11 protein-coding genes are annotated in these 19,194 nt (G+C 54.2%); 4 read left to right on the top strand and 7 right to left on the bottom strand.

The window, feature by feature from the left end:
• Nucleotides 1-49: 49 nt before the first annotated feature.
• The 3 genes from LOC67_RS05005 to rpiB all read right to left on the bottom strand — a co-directional run bounded on the left by LOC67_RS05005 (nt 50) and on the right by rpiB (nt 3,021).
• Nucleotides 50-1,009, bottom strand: coding sequence for a hypothetical protein (locus tag LOC67_RS05005; protein ID WP_230261406.1), 960 nt, complete (start codon nt 1,007-1,009; stop codon nt 50-52).
• A 193-nt stretch (nt 1,010-1,202) separates the two neighbouring features.
• The gene (gene aroC / locus LOC67_RS05010; RefSeq protein ID WP_230261407.1) at nt 1,203-2,468 is read right to left on the bottom strand and encodes a chorismate synthase; all 1,266 of its coding nucleotides are present in this window, start codon (nt 2,466-2,468) and stop codon (nt 1,203-1,205) included.
• Between the two features lie 19 nt (nt 2,469-2,487).
• Nucleotides 2,488-3,021 carry a ribose 5-phosphate isomerase B gene (gene rpiB, locus LOC67_RS05015; protein WP_230261408.1) on the bottom strand — a complete coding sequence of 178 codons (534 nt, stop codon included), beginning with the start codon at nt 3,019-3,021 and terminating at the stop codon, nt 2,488-2,490.
• Nucleotides 3,022-3,835: 814 nt separating this feature from the next.
• Here rpiB and LOC67_RS27515 point away from each other — a divergent pair.
• Together LOC67_RS27515 and LOC67_RS05035 are read left to right on the top strand one after the other, a co-directional pair.
• Nucleotides 3,836-7,552, top strand: a complete 3,717-nt coding sequence (locus LOC67_RS27515) for a preprotein translocase subunit SecA (RefSeq protein ID WP_315861031.1) — start codon at nt 3,836-3,838, stop codon at nt 7,550-7,552.
• Nucleotides 7,553-7,683: 131 nt separating this feature from the next.
• Nucleotides 7,684-9,015 (top strand): 3-deoxy-D-manno-octulosonic acid transferase, encoded by a 1,332-nt coding sequence (locus tag LOC67_RS05035; RefSeq protein WP_230261409.1) that lies wholly within the window; start codon nt 7,684-7,686, stop codon nt 9,013-9,015.
• 13 nt (nt 9,016-9,028) lie between these two features.
• Here the strand turns inward: LOC67_RS05035 and LOC67_RS05040 are convergent, their stop codons facing one another.
• Nucleotides 9,029-10,327 (bottom strand): hypothetical protein, encoded by a 1,299-nt coding sequence (locus tag LOC67_RS05040; protein WP_230261410.1) that lies wholly within the window; start codon nt 10,325-10,327, stop codon nt 9,029-9,031.
• A gap of 787 nt (nt 10,328-11,114) precedes the next feature.
• On the opposite strand from LOC67_RS05040, the gene LOC67_RS05045 reads away from it, so the two are divergent.
• Together LOC67_RS05045 and LOC67_RS05050 are read left to right on the top strand one after the other, a co-directional pair.
• A complete protein-coding gene (locus LOC67_RS05045) occupies nt 11,115-11,396 on the top strand; it encodes a ferrous iron transport protein A (RefSeq protein WP_230261411.1) in 282 nt (93 codons plus the stop codon).
• 27 nt (nt 11,397-11,423) lie between these two features.
• A complete protein-coding gene (locus tag LOC67_RS05050) occupies nt 11,424-13,586 on the top strand; it encodes a ferrous iron transporter B (protein ID WP_230261412.1) in 2,163 nt (720 codons plus the stop codon).
• Nucleotides 13,587-13,749: 163 nt separating this feature from the next.
• Here LOC67_RS05050 and LOC67_RS05055 read toward each other — a convergent pair whose 3' ends face one another.
• From LOC67_RS05055 to LOC67_RS27520, 3 genes are all read right to left on the bottom strand, one after another.
• Complete coding sequence (locus tag LOC67_RS05055; protein WP_230261413.1) at nt 13,750-14,937, bottom strand: HD-GYP domain-containing protein; 1,188 nt, start codon at nt 14,935-14,937, stop codon at nt 13,750-13,752.
• A gap of 225 nt (nt 14,938-15,162) precedes the next feature.
• The gene (locus LOC67_RS05060; protein WP_230261414.1) at nt 15,163-17,334 is read right to left on the bottom strand and encodes an HlyD family efflux transporter periplasmic adaptor subunit; all 2,172 of its coding nucleotides are present in this window, start codon (nt 17,332-17,334) and stop codon (nt 15,163-15,165) included.
• 20 nt (nt 17,335-17,354) lie between these two features.
• Nucleotides 17,355-19,190: an efflux RND transporter periplasmic adaptor subunit gene (locus LOC67_RS27520; RefSeq protein WP_230261415.1), complete on the bottom strand. Its 1,836-nt coding sequence runs from the start codon at nt 19,188-19,190 to the stop codon at nt 17,355-17,357.
• Nucleotides 19,191-19,194: the final 4 nt, after the last annotated feature.

Below are 19,194 nucleotides of genomic sequence, written 5' to 3' on the forward strand. Positions count from 1 at the left end.
AAAACAGTAAACGGATCATCGACGTTTGTTAAGTCGACCGATTCAGTGCTTACAGCGCCAGCACTGCGATTCCGAGTCCTGCCCCGATCGCGAAACCGACCACGTCCGCAACGACAGGTTTCCAGACGGGCTCTTCGGTTGTCGCGTAGAACCTGCGGACCGAATCGTTGTGTAGAAAGGCCCAGATACCGATTCCGAAGACCAGCCGGCCGACCAGCTTGCCAAAATCGGGGCCAATTTCACCTTCTGTCACGACGCTGATAATGTTGAAGATGTGACTGGCCGTCGCCCATCCATAGCTGACCAGAACGACGTACCACGAAGCTTTGGATGGGACAAAGCATGCGACGGAGGTCGCCAGGGAAAGGACCGCCATGGATCCGAGAATGATCATCGAGAGCATGTATAGCGTGCCCCCGGCTCCTTCGGGGACAAGTCCATCCGCACCCGAGAACATGTTGATCAAGCCGAACGCGAGCAGCATCAAGCCGACGAAAAGCAACGCGGACAGACCGTTGATCACCCCAAGGAAGGTCAGGAAGCCAGGTCGTGGTCCGTGACCCGATGGGCCGGTTTGGCCTTTGCTGCGGTCGCCACTGACCGACATCGCTTCATCAAGTAGCTTCGACGCGCTCGCGCTTTTATTCATCGCCGGCGAGGCTTGGCCTGGAATCGAAACGCTTTTAACGCCGGAGAAATCCGAGTCGGTTAGCTCGTCCAGAATTCCGCCCGATTGTGGGGTCTGTGTCGCGAAGGGGTTGTATGGAAGTGGGGCCGCTTGGGCAGCAGGGGCCGGTGCTGCCGCAGGGCTAGCCGCAGTCGGACTGGTTGCCGCCGGGCGTTGCTGCGGCTGGGGCCGTGCAGCTGCTTGCTTGGCCGCCGTGTTTGGAGCGGTGTTCGGTGCAGCAGGTTTAGGGCTACCGCCGGCTGCTGCAGGGCTTCCGCCGGGGACACGAAACTGTTTCCCACATTTGCACTTCACTGCCTTTCCTGCTGCCGTGTCGGGCACTTGAAGAACCGTGGCGCATCCTGGGCATTTAATCTTCATGAGACGGCAGAGAAAATCTGGTGCAAGAAAAGTGGGCTGTCGCGACAGGTGTGGGCATAGTTTAGCACGAGCAAATCAAATTGCTGCGTCTACTTTCTCAATCCGTTAGCGGCAAAATCAGATCGCGAAGCAGGAACGACGAGGAGCTTTTGGTTCAGCCAAAGATCGATGGCAAACCGTCGGCCAGTGACTGTGAACGTTGGCTAAGTGCCGCGTTCATCAGCTCGATTGCCATGCGAGATTCCAGTGTCACCCCGGCTCGAACACCCACGCAGGGGTCGTGGCGTCCTTTTTCGAGTTCAAAATCGATCTCGGTAAGATCTTTAGAAACTGATTTTTGCGGTTTGTTGATCGTTGAGGTGGGCTTGAATCCGACCTCGAAGGCAAGTGGCATTCCCGTGGTCATGCCTCCGATCAATCCACCGTGCGTATTGGTGGTATAGCCGGACCGACGAATCGGATCGTTGTTCTCACTGCCGCGCCGACCGACGACGGCTTTTCCTGATCCGACCTCGCAAGATTGAACCGCATTCAGGCCGCCAAGCGTTCCCATCACACGAGCTTTTAAGGATTGATAAAGAGGGTCGCCAAGCAACGCGGGAACGTTTAACGCGACGACTTCGACACTGGCGCCGAGCGAATCACCTTGCTTGCGAGTCTCTTTGATCAGTTCACCAGCTTCGTTTGCAAAGTCTGAGTCGATCGAAGGAATTTCGGCTTCGTCGATTGAACGCTGCATTTCCGCGATCGCGTCAGCCGGAATCAGTGTCGGCCCGTCCTGATTGCGAAACTGGTCGTATAGCTTTTGGCATTCGTCAGCCAACGAGATTCCTGAACGCAACTCGCCGACTTGGCTGATTGATGAAACCAGTACCGTTTGAAAATGCTGCTGCAGGAACAGTCTTGCCACACTGCCGCCGATGACGTCACTGATTGTCGCGCGATAGCTGCTGCGGCCGCCGCCACGAATGTCGACAAAGCCTTGTGATTTGTGGTACTTCAGCAGGTCAGTGTGGCCGGGGCGGACTTGACCGCCGGGACCGATGAACTGGGTGTAGTCACCAGACTTTTTACTGGTCGACAGAACCACAGCAGAAATCGGTTCGCCAGTGCTAAAGCCTGATTCGAAGGCCTCCGTTTCGAAGGTGTTGCCATCGACATTCACCGAAATGGTGCTCGGTCCCAGCAGCGCATCGTGATCCGTTTGGTACAAGCCGCTCAGGAAGACAACTTTGTCCTTTTCGTTGCGCGGCGTGCCGTGCTTGTTTCCACCGGGGCGGCGGCGATCGAGGAACTGCTGCACGGTTTGACGATCGATTTTCAGTCCCGGAGGGCAACCGAAGATGATCGTGGTAATGCCAGGGCCATGTGATTCGCCAGCGCCGGCAACGGAATAAAACGGTCCACCAAGAATTTCCATGATATGCAGTGGCTCCGAGTCAGGCCTGGGGTCCGTCGAGAGCGTCGATACCTTGTGCTTCGATTTCCATGACCTTGTCCAGTCGTCGTTGGTGGCGTTCCGATGGGGTGTAGTGTGCACCCAAGAAAGCACGGACGATTTCCATCGCCAATTCACTGCCGATGATGCGGCCACCGATGCACAGAACGTTCATATCGTCATGCTCGACGCCTTGGTGTGCCGAGTACGTGTCGTGGCAAATTGCGGCGCGGATACCAGGGATCTTGTTCGCGGCGACACTGACACCGACACCGCTGCCGCAGACCACGATCCCGCGGTCAGCTTTGCCCGAAAGGATTTCACGCGATACCGCGATCGCGAAATCCGGATAGTCGCATCGCTCGGTGCTGTTGGTCCCACAATCGACAACCTCGCCCGCTAACTCTCCGAGGTCACCTGAGGAAAGGCATTCGGCGATGACTTGCTTGAGTGGAAATCCGGCGTGGTCACCTCCGATCGCGATACGAAGTGGCTTTTCAGATTTTGGCGTTTCAGATTTCGGCTGGGCGTTCATGGACGGAATAGGTCAGCGGTGTTCGAAAAGGGACGGCCGGGTGGTTCGATGTCGGCTGCCTTAAGCAACCGAAACAGGAAACGGGCAGTCGTTGGTCGTGTCGGACAGCATTTTTCGTGCGATCAAGCGTTCACGTGTTCAATCGCGAATCTTCGATCGGCAAAACTATAAAACGGTGATTTGGTTGCACTGTCGGTGGTTCGCTAAGAATTCAAGCGGCTTGCTAGCAGTGCTTCACGGTTGCTAGCGTCATTTGAGAAAACTTGGTCTGGGGAGAGCCAATCGGCCGGCTCAGGTATCAAGTCTTCAAAATTGAGCTCTCGAAACAGATCTCTTATTTTGCGATCAGGGATCGGGCGACACGTTGTTTGTGCAATCAATGGGTCGGGGGGCTGGCTGTCATCTCGCGTCGATCGAGAGACATTTCGGCCGACGGGGGCAGTTTAGCTCAGAGAGGCAAATTTCGTTAGCCGGTCGTTGTGGGGTATTGGCATACAGAAACGATGAAAATCGGACAGTTTTTGATCGGCGTTGACCCCTCCGCCGAAACACCCTAACCTAAGTCGCCCAAAGCGTTTAGCTTTACTCGCTGCGTATGAGGCCAACCCGGCTTTCTGTCGAGACAACTCGGCGGATGCGAATTTGGCCCGAAATTGGCTGATCTGGACGTAGACGGGCTGCGCTGCCAATCTGTCCGCTGGTCCGGCGAATTAACCCGTTCCAGCGAATGAACCAGTTCCGGCGAATGAAAAGGCTCGGATGCCTTTGGAATTGCCCTGCGAGCGATCGATCGAAACCAACCAACGATTCAACGATGTCGTTTTTTGAAACTCTTGTGGATATTACCGGAGCAGCCTTTGGCGGGTTGCTGAGCTCGTTTGAGCGAGGTGTTACGTCGGTATTTGGTTCGGCCAACGCGCGCCAAGTCGCGACGTTGCGAGCCCAGGCGGACGAGATTACAGCCTTGGAGCCCAAATACGCTGCGATGAGCGATGACGAGCTGCGTGAGCAAACGCAGATCTTTCGCAAGCGTATTCGCGATGGCGAATCTCTCGATGACATCCTCATCGATGCCTTCGCCGTCTGCCGCGAAGGTGGCAAGCGATTCCTGGGCATGCGTCACTACGACGTCCAGTTGATCGGTGGGATGGTGCTTCACTCCGGCAAGATCGCCGAAATGGTGACTGGTGAAGGTAAAACACTGGTCGCAACCTTGCCCGCCTATCTAAACGCACTGGAAGGCAAAGGCGTTCACGTCATTACGGTCAACGACTATTTGGCCCGCCGTGACATGGAGTGGATGGCGCCGCTGTACATGAACCTTGGATTAACGGTCAACGCGATCCAATCGGGCATGTCGACTCACGAGAAACAAGCCGCCTATCGTTGTGATATCACGTACGGAACGAACAACGAATTCGGTTTCGATTACTTGCGTGACAACATGCGCCCCGCTGCTCAAGGCGACGATCGTTTTCCGCCTGAAGTTCAACAGTGCCAAGGCCCATTGAACTACGCGATCATCGACGAAGTCGACAATATCTTGATCGACGAAGCGCGGACCCCGTTGATCATCAGCGGTCCGAGCGAGATGGACTTGGGACGCTATGCCGACGCGGACCGTGTCGCGCGTTCGCTGCAACAAGACGTGCACTTCACCGTCGACGAAAAGGGACGCAACGTCACGTTGACCGACGAAGGTGTGCGCGAGGCTGAAAAGCTAGCCGGTGTGGAAAGCTTCTACACGGCGGGCAACATGGAATGGCCCCACCTGATCGATAACGCTCTGAAAGCACACTTCCTATACAAGCTGGACGTCAATTACGTCGTTAAAGATCGCCAGATTGTGATCGTTGACGAATTCACCGGACGTCTGATGGATGGACGTCAATGGTCCGACGGTTTGCACCAAGCCGTTGAAGCCAAAGAAGGCGTGCCGATCAAACCGGAAACGCAAACGTTTGCGACCGCATCGCTGCAGAACATCTTCAAGATGTACAAGAAACTGTCCGGTATGACCGGTACGGCGATGACCGAAGCGAACGAGTTTTGGAAAATCTACAAGCTGGACGTCGTCGCGATCCCGACCAATCGTGGTTTGCAGCGAATCGAATATCCCGACGTCATTTATCTGACCGAGGAATATAAGTTCAAGGCCTTGGCTGAAGAGATCGAACGCACGGTCAAGTGGGACGTGATCGTCACCAAAGATGGAAAAGAATATTGGGGTGACATCAAGGAAGAGAACGACGAACAGATCAAGTTTGTCGCCAAGGGGGAAAAGGAAGTCCAAGACTTCCCACGGTCAAAGATCACCGTGATCGAATACAAAGGACGCCCCGTTCTTGTCGGTACGGTCAGTATCGAAAAGAGTGAAAAGCTAAGCCGCCTACTCGAACGACGTGGCATCGAGCACCAAGTCCTCAACGCGAAACAACACCAACGTGAGGCCGACATCGTCGCACAGGCTGGACGAAAGTTTGCCGTCACGATCGCAACCAACATGGCCGGTCGTGGTACCGACATTATCTTGGGCGGTAACCCCGAGAACAAAGCTTGGGCTCAGTTGCAGCACAAATACGACACCCGACTTGATGTTCCCGATGATGAATGGAACGAGCTGGTCGAATCGTTTGATAAAGCCGAAGGGATGAGCGAGCAAGGCGTACACATCCGTGAACTCGGCGGACTTTGTGTACTCGGTACCGAACGCCACGAATCACGCCGAATCGACCTTCAGTTGCGGGGCCGTTGTGGTCGACAAGGCGACCCCGGTTCGAGTCGCTTCTTCCTTTCACTCGAAGACGATCTGATGCGGATCTTCGCGGGTGAGTGGGTTAAGAACATGATGGAACGCATCGGCATGCGTGAGGACGAGCCACTGGAATCCAAGCTTGTCACACGCCGTATTGCAGCCGCACAAAAGAAAGTCGAAGAACGCAACTTCGAAATGCGAAAGAGCTTGTTGGACTATGACGAAGTCATGGACGAACAGCGAAAACGGGTTTACCGATACCGACAAAACCTGTTGGATGGTCACAGCTCTCGCGACATGATCTTGGAACTGATTCAATCCCAGATCGAAAAGCAAGTTGATACGTTTCTGGATCCAGACTACGGCGTCGATATGTTTGCCGCGTTCGCCGGTGGAAAGCTGGGATGCGTGCTCGAGCCCAAGGATTTCCAGAACATGGAAATGTCGATGGCCGATGCCTACGCTCGTGAACAAGCCGAGCGATCTGCCGAAGTCACCGTCGAAGAAATCGTCGAAGAAAACCTGCCACAAGGCATGGAAGACGAATGGAACCTCAAAGCGATGGCGAAGTGGGCCAACACCGCTTTGGAAACCAACTATCAAGACCACCAGCTCAAGAACATGGATCGAGACGACTTGATCAAGGAATTGATCGAGAAGGCTCATCAACGTATCGAATCAGTCGACCTAAGCGAAGGCGAGCCTTTGCTGGACGCCGACTATGGCCTGCGGATGCTCTGTGGCTGGATGCGTTATCGGTTCGGAATCGAAACCACACCGGAAGAATTCCGCGACGTCGAAGACCGTCGAAGTGTGACACATGAATTGGTCACACGCGCCGAACAGGCCTACGCGGAAAAGGAAACGGAGTACCCTGCCCTGGCCGGGATTTCACAGTTCACCGTTCAACAAGGTGCCCAGGTTGTCCTCAATCGCGAAGGCTTGGTTGACTGGATTTCGCGTCGGTTCGAAAAGGCACTCGCCGTCGATGAAGTGCCGCTGAACCGTGACGACTTGAAAACTCAACTCACCGTTTTTAGTCGCGACATGGCTAATGCGGCGGAGCCTTTGATGAATGAGGCTCAAAAACGGGTTGCGGATCTGTTTGCGAACGTTCAAGACGATAAGACAGCGGCAGTCGCGACCAGCGGCAACAATAAGCTTGCCGACTTGGTCGAATGGATGAAGGTCGAACTGGGCGCATCGGTTGATGCCGAAGACTTCTCGCGGATGAACCGCGATGAATTGCAATTGGCCGTCAGCGGCGCAGTTGATGATCGTTTCCACCCAGAAATGCGTCGGATGGAACGTCAGATCCTGTTGAACATTGTGGACGACGCGTGGAAAAACCACCTGCTAACGATGGATCACCTGCGCAGCAGCGTCGGTTTGAAAGGCTACGCTCAGCTGGATCCCAAAGTCGAATACAAACGCGAAGGCATGCGTCTGTTTGATCAGATGTGGGAGTCGGTTGGTGAGCAGGTTACCGGCCTGGTCTTCCGTATGGAGTCGTTCAATCAGGACTTCATTCGTAGTACTTGGGTCGATGCAAAAGCCCGCCACGATGAGGCTCGGTCGATTACCAGCGAGTCGTCATCGGCAACCGCAACCAAGGCTGCAACACAAACCGCAGCTCAGCAGGCTGCCGAAGCCAGCAATCAAGCGACGGACGAAAAGCCTGAACCGATTCGCAACGTCGGTGTCAAAGTCGGTCGCAACGATCCGTGCCCCTGTGGCAGCGGTAAGAAGTACAAATCCTGCTGTATGAGAAAGTAGTCTGGCTTGTCGTTTGACAGCCGAACGTCTGAACGCAGGTAAACAGCGTTTCAGACCGATCGGTTTGGATGCGACAAGTGATAGGGTTGGTGTATCGATCGCTTTAGCCAAGGCTGGGAAAGGATTCCGCCATGTTCGCGAACTTCGTCTATCTGGTTGCGTTGACGCTGGCATCCCCGTGGATCGCTTATCGCATTGTCCGTCATGGACGCTATCGACGTGGGATCAGCGAAAAACTGTTCGGCATCTCCAAGTCCAAAGCAAAGCGGATCTGTGGCGGGCCGGGGCGATCACCGATTTGGATCCATGCGGTCAGCGTTGGCGAGGTCAACCTAATCGTCGATCTGGTTGCTAAGTTGACGCGATTGGATCCCACGACGCCGATCGTCGTGAGCACCAGTACCGACACCGGTTACGATCTCGCTGTGCAGCGTTTTGGAAGCGATCAAGTTTTCTTTTGCCCATTGGATTTTTCCTGGGCCGTTCGCCGAACGCTTCGACGATTGATGCCTCGCAAATTGATCCTTGTCGAGTTGGAACTTTGGCCCAATTTGGTTCGCTTGTCTCGTCAAGCCGGAACCGAAGTGTTGGTTATCAATGCCCGATTGAGCGAGCGAAGCTCAGCCGGCTATCAACGTGTCAGTCGTTTGACGCGTCCGATTTTTGCAGACTTATGCGGGGTCGCTTGCCAAGACAAATCGACTGCCGAGCGTTTCGTCGCCTGTGGTGCCGATCCAGAGGTCGTGACCGTGACTGGGGCATTGAAGTTTGACAACGCACCGGATTCACGAGATACCGTCGAGGTTCAAAACCGATTGAATTGGGCCAGTGTTGATCCATGGCATCGGGTATGGATCGTCGGCAGCACTCAAGAAGGCGAAGAGGCGATGGCACTTCGCATCTACAAACGCTTGGTCACAGCTCATCCTGAATTGCGACTGATTTTGGTTCCTCGCCATCGGGAACGTTTCGATTCGGTTGCACAACTGATCCAGTCCAACGGTTTGGTTTGTCGTCGACGTTCGAATCGGAAATTGGAAGCGACAGAGCGACTTGGTTCGGATGGACAGTGGGATGCGAATCGGGTGCTGCTGATCGACTCCATCGGAGAATTACGGCACTGGTGGGGCGTTGGTCAGATCGCGACCGTTGGCGGAAGCTTTGTCGATCGGGGTGGGCAGAACATGTTGGAGCCCGCGGGGTATGGCAGTGCGGTTTGCTTTGGTCCTGACACACGTAACTTTAAAGAGATCGCGAACCGTTTGATCGAAGCTGGTGGCGCAAAGCGAACCGCGAACGAAACAGAGCTGGAAGCGTTTGTCGATCGATGTCTTGTAGATCAACCGGCCGCCGACGAACTGGGGCGAGCAGCGCAGTCCGTCATCGCTCAGCACCGCGGGGCGACCGATCGAACATTACAATTCTTGGCTGGGCAGCCGCTGGAATTTGCACGAGCGGCTTGATCAGCGTTAATGACTAGATCGAGTTGACTACCTCGGCGATGTCCAGCAAGTAGACCTGCCTGCCACCATCGTGGGGACTGTCGATGGCGACCTTGGTGCCGTCATTGCTACTGCGAGGATGAGTGTCACATCGCCATTCGCCGCGGTATGCCTTCGGTGATGGGAAATGCCCCAGGTCAAAACGGCGACCACTTGGCACGTGATACAGGTAAACCGTTTGGCGGCTTGTTTCGCGATCGGGGTAGGTGTCGTTCAAGATCCAGTCCTGATAGGGAGCTGGAAGGTAAGTGTTGTGGCCATTGCTAGGCATCTTGTCTTGTCCAATCGGTTTGACTTGATCGGTCTTGTCGATGAAATCGTAGAAGCCGTTCTTTTGGCCGGCGGGTTTGGTCCACATCGTGACCGCGTCGTTTCCATTCCAAATGAAGTGCGACGTGTAGCCTGAAGGGTCAATCACGTATCTGTCGTTTCCGTCGATGTCTGCTGTCAACATCCGGGTGACGAAGTTGCCTTTGAACTGCAACGTGGCGGGATCAAATTCAGGGCGGTAGCGGTGGAGGACGATGAACCGCTGACTGTCGGGGCTGACAAGAAGGTGATTGAAGTAGTGCCAAGCTTCTTGATGAAGATCACCATCCGGCCAAGCAATCGATGCGACATCGGCAAGTGACAAGATAAGTTTGGCTTCGCCGGTTTCGAGATCGACTCGCCAGATTCCTGAATCCTCTGGAGCCCGATCGTGGACATTCGGGTCGGCGAGTCCGTCGTATCCATAGCCAGGCCGAAGATTGTCGATACGGCGAAAGTCTGCTGACAAGCCAAACTTGCCATTCGGCGCGACAGTATAGATTGGCATGCCAATCGTGCGCACTTGTTTTGTCTCGGTGGAATAGATGCGACAAACGAAGGAATCGCCTTCGCGGTCGTTCCATAAAACCTGTTTGCCATCGTTTCCGATCCATTGCAGCATGCAGCCCTGTTGCCATCCCCAAGCACCGCTAGTGCCGATCGGAATCCACTGATCGTGATTGTCGGTATCGACGTAGCCGACCCCAATTCGATCGGTACCGGTTGGGGAGCGGCCTTCGAAGTCAACTTCGTTCGATAGGATCAACGAGTTGGTTGGATCGAATTCTCGTTTGTCGTAATAGCCAAACCAGTGGTTTTTGGGGCCACGAGTGACAGCGCGACAGGGGACGAAGGTTTCCAATGGCCCCGTTTCGGCGGCAAAGGAAGGTCGGCTGATCAATCCTGCTGCAAGGCTTCCGGATAGCAGTCCGAATTGACGGCGAGTGAATCTAGATGCGGGCATTGCGAGTGCAAAAATGTTGGTGGGAGCCGGAGAAGGGATTTTTTTGTCAGCGCAGGCTGAGGCTGGCTCAATGCCGCAGACAGGAAATCTGCGGCATCGGTCGGGGGTACAGCATAGTGCGCCGACGGTCAGCCGGGGGACTTGGAGGGTTTTTCGTCGGCGTGGTTTTTGGCGGCTGTCGAGTACGAGTACCGCTTCGCTGAGGTACGAGTACGACGGGGCTTTTTCAAAATCGTACTCGTACTCAGGCTTCAGCCGGTACTCGTTTCTTCGTACTCGGGGCCCGGTGGGGCTTGGTTTTCTTCGGCGTTGTGTTTGGAGGCTGTCGAGTACGAGTAGGAGTACCGCTTCGCTGAAGTACGAGTACGACTGGGCTATCTCAAAATCGTACTCGTACTCAGGCTTTAGCCGGTACTCGTTTCTTCGTACTCGGGTCCCGGGGGGGCTTGGTTTTCTTCGTCGTGGTGTTTGGCGTTTGTCGAGTACGAGTAGGAGTACCGCTTCGCTGAAGTACGAGTACGACTGGGCTATCTCAAAATCGTACTCGTACTCAGGCCTCGGCCGGTACTCGTTTCTTCGTACTCGAAATCCTGATGCTCGCCTGGTTTTACTTCGGCGTGGTTTTTGGCGGCAGCAATGCCTCTGTGGAGGGGCTGTGGGTAGAGTGGATCATTGAGGCTGTACGGTCTGTGCTTCAATGACACTCTTGACAGCGGCCGTTCTGGCGGCGATTCTATTGAGAGTGATTCTCAATTTCTAAGTCCATGATTCGTGGGATTCCACTGCTATGGCCTCCGTCCAACCTACCATCTGCGTTCTAGCAGCGGCGAGCAAAGGCGTGTACCAATGTGTCGAGGTCGATGCATCGGGGCAGAATGCGATTCGCTTGAAGCGACTCGGGATTTGCACCGGTCGTGTCTTGGAACTGGTCGGCCAAGGCGATCCCATGGTGCTGCAGCTAGGCAATTCACGAATCGGCCTTTCGCGACAACTCGCCTCTTTGATTTCCGTCTCGCCTGTCGAAACATCGATCGCGGGTGAGGAATCTTACGGCGTGACTTGGTCGTGATCTGCCATCGCTTCACGAGCAGATGACTTGACTAGTTCTTTCTTGCCAACCCTCGGTTCACATGATGAACCGAAGCGAGTTGCCAATAGCCACGCGTCAGTTCCACCGGTCGTTTTGCTGGTCGGTAACCCCAACGTCGGCAAGACTTCATTATTCAATGCCCTTGCCGGCATGCGGGCCAAGGTTGCCAACTATCCGGGAATCACGGTCGACCTGCGAAAAGCGTCTCTGAACGTTTCTGCAGTCGATTCGGACTCGCGATGCCAAGCGTCACAAACCGTCGAACTGGTCGACCTGCCCGGTTTGTACAGCATGCAAACGGCCAGTCCCGAAGAGGATGTAGCGGCGCGCAGTATCCGCGGCGAACTGACGGGGCGATTGCACGAAAAGCCCAATGCCGTTGTCGTTGTTGTCGATGCGACCAACCTTTCACGCACGTTGGTGCTTGCCAGCGAGATTCTGGAGCTTAACCTGCCGACGATCGTTGCGGTCAATTTGGTGGACTCGGCAGAAGCCGCCGGAACTGAAATCGATTTTGAATCGCTAAGCCAGCGGCTCGAATGTCCTGTCGTCGGGGTCAGTGCTCGCAAAGGTCGCGGACTTGGGGCACTTCGCGAAGCGATTTATGAGCTAACCAAACCGGCGGAAAAGAACCTTCCGATCGCCCGTGGATCCTGCGTCGCGGGTTGTAAAGGCTGCGCCTTCGCGGCTCGCTTTGATTGGGCCGATCAGATTGCTGGTCAGTCAGTCCGGGAAGGAAACAAAGGCCAGTCACAACTGGATTGGTTGGATCGTTGGTTGACTTCGCCGAACGTTGGACTGCTGGCTCTAGTGTCAGTCATGTTGGGCGTGTTCTTCCTGATCTTTTCATTGGCGGACATGCCGATGGGAGCGATCGAATCCGGTTTTGGCCTGATCGGCGATTGGCTTGGTGAAGTGCTGCCCAGTGAGACCGTTTCGTCATGGGCGTATTACCCACTAGTGGTGCTCAGTTCGCTGGCTGTATTTGGGCTGGCATATTGGTTGAATGAGACCAAATGGAATCGAGTGACTGCAACGATTGCGGGCGTGACATCGATCGTTGTCGCGATGCTTCCGCTCGAGGATTTTCGTAGTCTGGTCATCGATGGCGTCGTTGGCGGAACCGCCGGTGTGGTCGTCTTCTTGCCTCAGATTTGCATCCTGTTTTTCGTGATCACGTTGCTGGAGGATTCCGGGTACATGGCCCGAGGGGCGTTCGTGATGGAAAGGATCATGCGCCGTGTGGGGCTACCTGGAAAGGCTTTTGTCCCGATGCTTTCGGCGCATGCGTGTGCGATTCCCGGGATCATGGCTGCGCGAACGATTGAAAATTGGCGTGACCGGTTGGTGACGATTCTGGTGCTACCGCTATTAACCTGCTCTGCCCGTTTGCCGGTCTATGTGATGGTAACGGCGCTTTTGTTTGGTGACGATCCGCTGAAAGCCTCGCTGTTGTTTGCTGCGGCATACCTGTTGGGGATCATCGCGGCTCTATCATCGGCATTTCTGCTGAAGAAAACATTGGTTCCTGGTGAAGCGGCACCACTCGTCTTGGAATTGCCAAGCTATCGTCTTCCGAGTTTTCGAAATGCCGTTTTGACCACCCTGGACCGTGCTGTCGTCTTCTTACGTCAGGCAGGGACAATCATTCTGTTGATCTCTGTCGTTCTTTGGGCGCTCGCGACGTATCCAAAGTTGCCAGCAGATCAAATGCCAAGCGACGAACTGGATCAAGCCGCCGCTCAATTGGAATACTCGATCGCAGGACGTGTTGGCAAAGTCATCGAACCGGTGTTTGCACCACTAGGATTCGATTGGAAGATTGATGTCGGTATTGTCACCTCGTTCGCGGCACGCGAAGTCGTCGTGTCAACTTTATCGATCGTCTATGGCTTAGGTGAAGAAGGTGCCGAAGACGAAGACGCTGGTCTCATCGAAACGTTGCGGCGTCAGAAAAATGCCGATGGAAGTCCTGTGTTTTCAAGCGCGACCAGTATTAGCCTGTTGGTCTTCTTCGTGCTCGCGATGCAGTGTTTGCCAACACAGGTGGTAACCAAACGCGAGACCGGCAGTTGGAAGTGGGCCGCGATTCAGTTTGGATTTATGACGCTGCTCGCTTATGGCGGCGCTTTGATCGCTTACCAAACGCTATCAGCCTACGGCTATTGATGCGGACTGTGGCTTTTATCGGCCGCGTTTCAATTCCAGATCAACTGGCAGCCGCCGATCTAGTCCGCCGATCTAGTCCGCCGATCTAGTCCGCCGATCTAGTCCGCCGATCTAGTCCGCCGATCTAGTCCGCCGATCTAGTCCGCCGATCTAGTCCGCCGATCTAGTCCGCCAGGTTCGTCGCGATTTCGGTGGCTTCGTCGATGGCTGCGAGGAAGGCGTCAAGTACTTTGGGGTCAAAGTGTTTGCCGCGTTCGCTTTTCATGATGTCGACGCACTTTTCGATCGGCATCGCATCTTTGTAGCAACGTTTACTGCTGAGCGCATCGAAGACATCGGCGACTGCCGTGATACGGCCTACCAAGGGAATCTCGTCACCGACAAGGCCATCGGGATAGCCAGAACCGTCCCAGCGTTCGTGATGAGAACGGGCAATCACGGCGGCAATCCGAAGAACCGGTGATCGGGTCGAACTTCCGTGTTGGCGCAGAAGGTTGCGCCCGTAGTCGACGGGCTGCGCTTTAAGAATCCGTTCGCCGAATTCGCAGTGACGCTTCATCAACTCGAATTCTTCTTCGGTGAGTTTGCCGGGTTTCAACAAGATCGAATCGGCAATCCCGATCTTACCTGCGTCATGCAAGATCGCAGCAAGTTCGATCAATTTGGAATCTGACTCAGCACAACCTAATTGTCGTGCCAGCAAGCCGGCATATCGCCCGACACGAATGACGTGATTGCCGGTTTCTTTGTCTCGATATTCGGCAGCACAAGCGAGGACCTGAATGACTTCTTCGCGAGACTGGACGAGGTCCATGGTCCGCTGCGCTACTTCGGCTTCCAATCGTTTGGAGTAGGCCACCATTTGGTCATGATGTTCTTTCACCACCAACGCGTTTCGTACCCGAGGCAGTAGCTCGGTCGGTTTAACCGGTTTGTGCAGAAAGTCGGTGGCACCCAGCTCTAACGCTTCGATCTTGGTTTCTTCTTCGGTCGAAGCCGTCACGATTAGCACTGGCAAATGCGAGATCGCTTTGTCTGCACGAACCTGAGCCAAAATTTCCAGGCCCGAAACGTGCGGCATCATCACATCCAAGATCAAGATGTCGGGCGATTGCTGATGGATCAGATCAATCGCTTCGCGTGAATCGACGGTGGTGATGAAATCGTTGTAGCCAGCACCTTTGAGAAACTTCTGAATCAGTTTGATGTTGATCGGTTCATCGTCGACGATCATAACTCGCCCAGGCTTCGTGTCCGGCGACGGACGGCTCACACTGCTTACACCGGTAGCGGGTCCGCTAAAAGCGGCTGCCGGGGTAATGGGAGAAGATTGAAGGCTAGACGTGTTCATCCGAAGAATCTGAATTCGAAACGCTGATCCCAGTGAAAACTTAGGGACAAAAAAATCTAAGTCATCACTTGGCAAATGCAGTGATTTGGCCGGTTCTGGACAACGCAACTGCCGTTGAGCGAAAACAGTCGGCGAAAAATCGTCATGATTGGCGCGACGCAATATTGCCGATAATGCTGCTGCCGCCCCGTTGGGGGTTGGTGTTTCACTGCAATGATGGTGTGCCTACCAGAGATCGAAAAATCGCTGTTGAAGTTGTCGAGCGAAGCTTTGTTGATCGAGTCCGAGAGATATCGATCCACGCAATCCGCTACGCAGATCGATCGATACGGCAGAGGGGATTGAAATGACCGCTTCGAAATGCGGTTCGACAAGTCGGTTTCGGTCTCGTGGTGAATCTGCATCGGGGACAATTCGAACCATCATCGGGCCGCTATTGATAGACAGTAGCTCTGGAAACTGGCAGTGTTCCGTCGCGCGAGGGTTAATTCTCTGGAGGATTCCCTCGGCGGTCGGGTGCCCTGCAACGCGATAGCGGATCGTCTGTCCCAACTTGGCTTGCAAGGATTCGACATGGGTGTGTGCGATTAACGCACGTAGCTCTTTATGACCGTCTTGGCTGACGATCATTAACTCGTCACCTTGGCGAACATAGGTGCCGGCCTTTTCGGAAAGCTTTCGCGCGACCACAACGCCACGATGACGGGCGCGAACTTCCAACGCGTCAAGCTGTTGTTGCGTTGCCTTTAGTCGTTCACGCAACGCTTCGCATCGCGCCGATTTGGCTTGCGAAGCCGCATGCGAACCTTGCAATAAAAGCCGGCGTGTTTCCAAGTCGGACTGATCGATTTCGATACGAAGTTGGTCGGCTTGGATTCCTAACGACGGGTTGCGAAGCGTCATCAAAATGTCACCCGCATTGACGACCTTTCCCGGTTGGGCATGGATCGTATCGATGAAGCCATCGACTTCCGCCCGAACGGTGTCTTCACCGGCGTATTGAACGATGGCGGGTGATTTAATTGACATGGGCGATCGACCAATCAACAGCACCAAGGTCGTCGCGATCAGACAACCGCCAATGATGACGCTTGCACGTCTTTGGTCACGCACCGGACGCCGTCGAAAGGTATTCCAACCGCGAATCGACGGACGGATGATCCAAGCGACGATACCCAAGCATGTCAGTATCAATCCGGCACCATGAAATAGTTTCGCTGCGGTGACAAGCAAAATAGTGCAGATCAGGTACTTCCAACTACATGCCGCGAAACCGTAGACCGTCAAAAGGAGTCGTTGCGAGGCGGTATGGGAATCCTGGTCGATCGTATCCCCAAACAAAAATCGCCTTGTCAGTTGCCCGATCCGTTTCTGTGAATCGCCAAGCAAATCGGTCCAACCCAGTAGATCTGTCAACGCATAGTAGCCATCAAAACGCATCAGCGGGTTGGCGTTGAAAAGCAATGTCATTGCCCCAGCCGAAATGACAACACACGAGCACACGTACTGAATCAATGCTTGATCGGTATAGAAAGCCAAGCAAACAGCCAGCGACGCGATCAAAAGCTCGGTGTAAATACCGGCCAAGGCAACGTGCACCCGTTGTAGGCGAGAACGGAATCTCCAAACCGACGAGACATCAACAAATGGTAATGGCGCAAACAAAATCAGCAGGATTCCCAAATGACCAACTCGTCCGCCATATCGCTTGCAAACGATCGCATGACTCAGTTCATGGACAACTTTTAGGACGACGGTGGTCGCGGCAATCAACATGACAGTCGAACCACTGATGCGAAACTGATCGAACGCACCGAGCGTATCCCAATAAAGCAATCCCATGCCAAAGACGACGAGCATCCACAGGCAGGAAAGGAATGTCATTGCAGGTGAAAAACACCAGCCAATCCAGCGGTTCAGTTGTGTCGCGATTGAATCAAGCGAGACAAGATTGAACTTGACTGACAGCGGGTTGCTTCGTTCCTTGATCGATTTGATTTGGCGTTTCTTTCGCGATTCGACAAATCGTTTCGAGGATTTGGAGCTAGCCGTATGGGCGAGATCGTTTTCGATCAGCCAGCGACAAAGTTCAGTCGCATCACTGAATCGCAGCGAATGTTCCGGGTAAAGGACTGTCAGTTCCGCGTAGCATTCTGAAAGTGTTTTGCGGCCGTCCAGCAGTCGGGCGAACGCAAATTCGGTTTTACCGAGTCGATAAAACTTGTCGGCCAATAGGTCTTCGACAATGACACAGACCCCCGTCGCGCTCTGTTCGACTTTGGTTGATAGATCCGACCGCAGTTGAACGACAGAGGTTGATTCGTCGCTGCCGAAATGATCGTGCGGAGCCGGTTCGCCATCGCGCGAAATTGATGAATGGGCTGATTGTATTTGCATCGGATCGGTCACCTAGTGGGTCACCACAATCGCTGTGAGACAGCTTCATAGGGACCATGGAATAAGACCCAACCCAGTGGGCGTTTTCCACAATCGATCCGGACTCGACCAGACATTCCTGGTCGAACCGCAATGTCGGTTTCAGGAATATCACATTCACCAACAAAGACATTCTGTCCGTCGCGAATTTCGCTGCGTGGACTGATCGATTGGATTGGGTTTTCCCATCGTTGGTTGGGAAGTGCATCCAATCGGATTTCCGCATTCATGCCGATGACGATGTTACGAACATCTTCTTCGTCAATCGAAAACTCCATCGTCATTCTGTCTAACGGAGCGATCTCGAACAGTGTCTCGCCGGTTTTCACCGGAACGCCTTGGCTGCGTTGATGGTCGCCAGCGATGACGATTCCATCAATCGGGCTGCGGATCTGAAGTTCATGCAACTGATGTTGTAGCAACTCGATTTCGAGCTTCGCCTTTTGCATGTCCAATTCGGAGATACGTTGCTTCGCAAAGTCATGTGCCACTTGGGCAGCATCTTTCGTTTTTTGAGCCTTCTGGTAATCCGCTTGAAGAGATTCCAAACGCCAGTTCAGTTGACGATCTTCAAGCACTGCCAATGTCTGGCCAACCTTGACTGTGTCACCCGGGTTGACTTCGCATTTCAGAAGCGTCGCATCGAAGGGAATCGCGACAAACCGTTTTTGCTCAGGTTCGACAACGCCATCGCAGGTTTCCCGGTATGGAACCGGAACGAACATCGCGGCGACTATCAAAGCCATAATGCCGACCGCGATAATGGTTTGTCGTTCTCGAAGTTTTGATGCGAAAAGATCAAAGCGTACCCGGCGATGTTTTCGAGTCACCGCATCCAGTACGGTGCACAACATGGGTGCGGCCGCATTAACAAAGCGGCTTGCGAAGTCAGCTTGTTCCGAACTGTTGCAAGTAGCGACAACGACCGCATTGGCAGGTTCAGTTTCTTTCGCAATGGGGATCGCGATGACGGAATGATTCGTCTGCCGAGACAGTGATTCTAAAGATCCGTTGTCAGTTGGTCGACTTGCGTTGTGGACTGTCGAATGGCCGAGCAAAAGGGTTTCATCAAACGCGTTTCGGATGAGGTCCGCGTTCTGGCCGGATTGATCGAGTTGGCTGGTGTCATTGGCTGCTAACAGTTCACAACCGGTAGTTTCGGATTTGCGATACCCAAGAAATATCTGTGGCAAATCCAGGTGACGGGAAAGCTCGCTGACGATCACTTGGGCTGCGGATGATAGCGAAGATTCTTGCAATGCTTTGGAGGCGAGTTCATTGATCGCGGCTGCCGCCTCGGCGATTTGTTTTTCGCCCTCGGCTTCCGCTTTTAACCGCTGTTGACCGATACGGATGGCGACGGCTTGGACAGCGAGTTTCCGCTGTTCTGGTCGTTCGCAAGCTTTGCTGATCAGGCCGAGGACGGGGCTATATGAATCGCCCGGGACAATGGGGATGGCGAAAAAATCCAAGTGATGTGAAAGCTCGCGTCGCTGGCGCGGGTTCCCATCGGATGCAGATTGTCGGCAAGCAACCAGCAACTGCTGTCCAAGTCGATTCGATGAAACGATTTCGCGAGTCCTGGAACCTGACAACGAAGCAATGGTCGAGACGGTGGCCGGGGCGTTATCGTTGCGAGGTTGATAAACCAACGCCAGTTCTGCCGTGATTTGATGATCCGACAGCAGATCGGCAAGATCCGATGCCCACGTAGGGACAGGGCATTCCGTCGGCAGATCTTCTTCAGTCCTTGAAGGGATCAATGGCACAACGCTAGGTGATGTGCTCGACGGATCGGTGCCGGTTCCTAAGCCCACGATG

It is taken from the genome of Stieleria sp. JC731, assembly GCF_020966635.1.
In the GTDB taxonomy this organism is placed as follows: Bacteria; Planctomycetota; Planctomycetia; order Pirellulales; family Pirellulaceae; genus Stieleria.